Annotated in this window: 3 protein-coding genes and 2 pseudogenes; all 5 read right to left on the reverse strand. The window is 34.2% G+C overall.

Annotation, left to right across the window (positions count from 1 at the left end):
- Positions 1-549, reverse strand: a 549-nt coding sequence (locus tag ACJ5GX_RS04475) for a transposase (protein WP_495292745.1), incomplete at its 3' end; no start/stop codon positions are given.
- A gap of 81 nt (positions 550-630) precedes the next feature.
- Positions 631-1,482 (reverse strand): BRO-N domain-containing protein, encoded by an 852-nt coding sequence (locus ACJ5GX_RS04480; RefSeq protein ID WP_007302946.1) that lies wholly within the window; start codon positions 1,480-1,482, stop codon positions 631-633.
- A 57-nt stretch (positions 1,483-1,539) separates the two neighbouring features.
- On the reverse strand, positions 1,540-2,970 hold the full coding sequence (locus tag ACJ5GX_RS04485) for an AAA family ATPase (RefSeq protein ID WP_052264913.1): 1,431 nt from the start codon (positions 2,968-2,970) through the stop codon (positions 1,540-1,542).
- Between the two features lie 493 nt (positions 2,971-3,463).
- Positions 3,464-4,265: pseudogene (gene tnpC / locus ACJ5GX_RS04490) on the reverse strand (IS66 family transposase); the annotation flags it as partial.
- A 41-nt stretch (positions 4,266-4,306) separates the two neighbouring features.
- A pseudogene (locus ACJ5GX_RS04495) lies at positions 4,307-4,422 on the reverse strand (IS630-like element ISWpi11 family transposase); the annotation flags it as partial.

Raw genomic sequence — 4,422 nt, forward strand, 5'->3', positions numbered from 1 at the left:
CTCCTTGACTTTGAAAAACATGCCATCCATGAATACTATTGGATATACAGATTGCAGTGGACGACTGCGCCATTCATTGATTAACGGCAGTAATTTGTCGGTGATATTGGATATTTCTGCTGCAGATATTTTGTGGTCATAAATTTCCTCAACGTGTGACGCTATATCTCTATAGCTCATACCACTGGCAAATGTGCTCAAAATCTTCGTTTCAAGCTCTGGATGTAAGCTTGTTTGCCTTTTTTTCACTATTTGTGGTTCAAAACTTCCTTCTCTGTCTCTTGGTGTCAATAGTTCAAATGAACCTGCGCTTGTCTTCAAAGTCTTGCCATTCCTCCCGTTTCTACGATTGTTTTCTTCACTTCCAGCAGATAAATGATGTTCTATTTCACCCTCTAGACTAGCTTCAAGCAGCCTTTTTATAAATGGCGTTAATGCTCCCTCCTTTCCTGTCAACGGTCTTCCTTCTCGTATAGACGACAGGATATTTGTTTCCAACTCTTTATAATCTACCAATCCGTTAGTTCTGTTTACTATTTTCTGACTCATTTTCAAACCTCCATTTTTTTATATCAATTTATTACTTTTTTTCGATTTGACACACTTTTTTGAACATTCCCAGTGAGAACTTTAATCTTTAATCCTCTTTAAAAAGTTATCTGAAGAAACGACTTTCACACCTCTAGCTTTTTCAAATGCCTCTCTTGCTGTGCCTGCGTTCTTACCTCCTTCCTTTGCCGCTTCTAAATTTTTATTATAGCCCTGTGCATCTTTATCTTTTATTTCATCAATGGTAGCCTGTTCTCCTAGCATGTTAAAAATTAATTCAATTGGTGTCATATGGTCTCTTAGTGGTTGTTTCCTCAAGCCTTTTATTTCCTTATGATGCTTTGTTTTTACTCCAAACGTTCCCTCAGAAATTACGTCTGTCAATATTGCGTATTCCCTACCTTCAATATACTTATTATTGTGGTCAGATATATTTCTGTTACCCCATTCTTTTGTTAGTTGATTTCTGACAGCTATCGATTCTATTCTCTTTTGTATCCATTCCTGAGGGTACCCTTTTGCAGCATAATCGGCATAGATTCGTTTGAGTGCAAGCTCAGGATTTTCATATTCTTGTAGCCTTTCATACCCGACTTTTGCAAGCCAACGTTTAAATTGTTCAACTCTTTTGGAAGGAATAGACTGCAAAATACGAAACAACCCCTCAACATTTGTACAATTAACATTCTGTTTACCACCTTTTGTTTTAATTTCAAGGGGGGTGACAAATTGTCCCCATCCTTCAGAAAGCCCTATATCTCTGCTTTTTATCTTTTTTAGATAGTCAGATGGGTTCTTACTACCTGTCAGAAAAGCTATTACTTCTGTTATTACGTACCACCATTCTCCATCGTGTAATACTCTAGTAAAATTGCTATTATCAAAAGCAGTAGTTTCAATATCTCCCTCTTTTAAAGTTAAAGTATCAGTCATAAGCAACCTCTATAAGTTAAGAATAAACATAAAAACTAAAAAGACACTATTTTAAAGTCAGAAAAACCATGACTTACAATTTAATAATTTTCCAAAATCAATTATGTGTGAAAAGTAACCACTATCTATAACATCATCACTTACATCATTAACGTGGATAAGGACTGGACGACATGAAAAGCCTTTTGGACGATTTAGTGCATCTATTTTCTTTTGTACCTCTTGTATTATTGAATGACCAATTTTATCTTTTGAAAATTTGATTTCGCAAATGTAGAGAGTGTTAAACTTCGTTTGAATCATATAATCAATTTGACAACCTGCACTATTACGTGTTCTTTTCTGAAAAAATGGATTCTCGCTTATTATTCTATCAATTCCTAAGATATTATGTATACTCTTTCTATTGTTCAGCACCAAATTTTCAAATTGAAGCCCAATAATTGTATACCACTCTGGTAAGAACCCTATAGAATAGGTGTCACGACTAATTTTTCCTAGATCTTTTTCGATATATTTTAGATAAAACCTTAAATAATTATCTTGAAGTCTGTACCTCCTGAGTCGTGAATCAGTACCAGTTTTTATACTCCAAGTATGATCCTTTGCAATAAAACCAGCAAGCTCAAGTTCATATAGATACTCAGAAATGCGTCCATGTCTTACGATATTTAAAGTAGCACAAATTTCTTCTTGTTCTTTAGCTCCAGTAGAAAGAGCTCTGACTATTTGCTTATAAAAAGCCGTTTTTCGCATGAATAAATCTGAGAATATTTGATTAAATTCTTCAACTAAAAACCCACCTTTTGTAAAACAAAGCCTTTTAATATTTTCTTCAGCGCTATGTTTAAAATTTACCTCCTCTAAATACTTTGGAATTCCGCCAGTTACTGCAAGCACCTTAAATTTTTCATATGCTGAAATATTTTTCGGCCAAAATTCATTGCAATCAGAAAGTGATAATTCTCCGAGTGTTAAAGTTAACGATATTCTCCCTACGAAACCAGTGCTGCTAAGTATATTTTTCTCGATCCAGGATGAAGCTGATCCACAAACAACGAAAATTAACTTGTTATTATTTTTTAGCTGCGTATCCCAAAAATTTTTTATTTTGCCTAAAAAGGTTGGATCTTTTGAGCCCATCCAAGAAATTTCATCAAACAGCAATAATGTTTTTCCTGATAGTAGACGTTCACCAACTGCCCATAGTAAATCGCTCCAGTCATCATACCTAGCAAAAGATGTATTAAATTGTCTAGCAACTTGTCTAGAAAATTCATTAAGTTGGTAGGACATTGTAGTATGCTTTTCTGGTGGCAAACCTATAAAGGAGTAATATTGCTCGAAGTATTTACCAAACTCTTGAATTAAACGACTTTTTCCTATACGACGCCTTCCTTTGACTACTACAAAAGATGCAGTATTTTTTTCTGTAAGCTCCAGTAGTTGTTTTAACTCAGTTTTTCTACCAATAAATAATGGAGACATAAAACACAAAATATAAATCTTTGTCTCCATTATACGAGATAAAATTAGAGACGTAAATAAATAAATTTAGATCTTTGTCTCCATCTTGAATTATTGAGAGGGTTTTGTAGCTTATGTTTATGGCAAAACTTTTTTCCTTTAGCTTCATCTACAAATTATTTATACAGATTACCTAAAAACTCAACTTAAGAATTTTAGATAAAAGTCGTTATATTTCAATAAGACCTCCAAAACCAGCTCTTGTTTCACCGAAATTACAAAAACTGTTCACTTTTTTGAAAAAATATTTTACAAGGAATAAAAAACATAATAAAATTGAACAGGGCTCTTTCTAGTAAGTGAAAGTTTAAGGTAAAAGATAATTTAGAAGTACCTCATAATCGAGTTTTAAGCTACCCTATGTGAGTAACTTGGGTCTTGGTGGTATAGTTGTACCCTGAGGTTGTAGAATCGCTTTAAAACCCAATTACGGGTATCCGTTCAGAGGTGCGGCTTAAGAGACAATAGATAAAAGGTTTTGAAATGGATTTAACTTTTTTTTGTCTCCAAGTGAGATACAGAGAAATTATCCGCTCAAGGAATCTATTCCCTCGCTCTGACTGTGCAAAATATGAATTCTTACGATAGACAACATAACGCCGTATTTGTCGTTCAACATGATTATTCGTTAATGGAATATTCTTTGGGTCATCCAAAAATGTCCACATCATTGGCTCGGATTTTATAATACCCTTTACCGTTCGTGAAGCTCCTTTTGCTTCAAGTATATAAGATATTTTTATCATGCAGTACTGCATAAATCTTCGCAACTCTTTAGATTGCTTAGTGAACTTTGAAATACTAATTTCATTTTCTGACAAAGCATTTTTTAATGCAAATAATCCATTAGCTGCATCTTTTAAACAATTGCCAAGTCTCATTACTTCACTATTCCAGCTATGAGATAACCTCTCGAAATTTCTCAACAAGTGAGCCCAACAAATTTGTCGTTTTTCATCACTGAAGTAGTTGTAAACTGCATATCTGTCGGTAATTACACGATTTTTGTAATCACAAAATGCACTATTCTTTAAAAACCTCATTCCTCTTGTATCTGCTAACTTCATAAGACTTGCGTTATTGTTGGCAAACATCCAGCACCATCCCAACTTGCCTTTGTTGTAGTGACTGATTTCATCAATATGCAAAATTTCGCTTGCTTTCATTTCTTCCTCTATTTGTTCATAGACTTCTTTACATTTTGATGAGACCCTTGCTTCGCTGTTGGACACACTACCAACACTTATACTCATGTTAATGCTGGGGTTATAACATTTCTCATAATAGTCCGAACAGGTCATAGGAAGGCAGAATCAACAGCACGACGAAAGGATTCGAATAGAGGAATGTTTTTCCTGGCTCTGTTTTTTATAGCAAACCAATAATGCTCAATTTTGTTGAAATCTGGAGAAT

The sequence above is a fragment of the Wolbachia endosymbiont of Tuta absoluta genome (assembly GCF_059414725.1).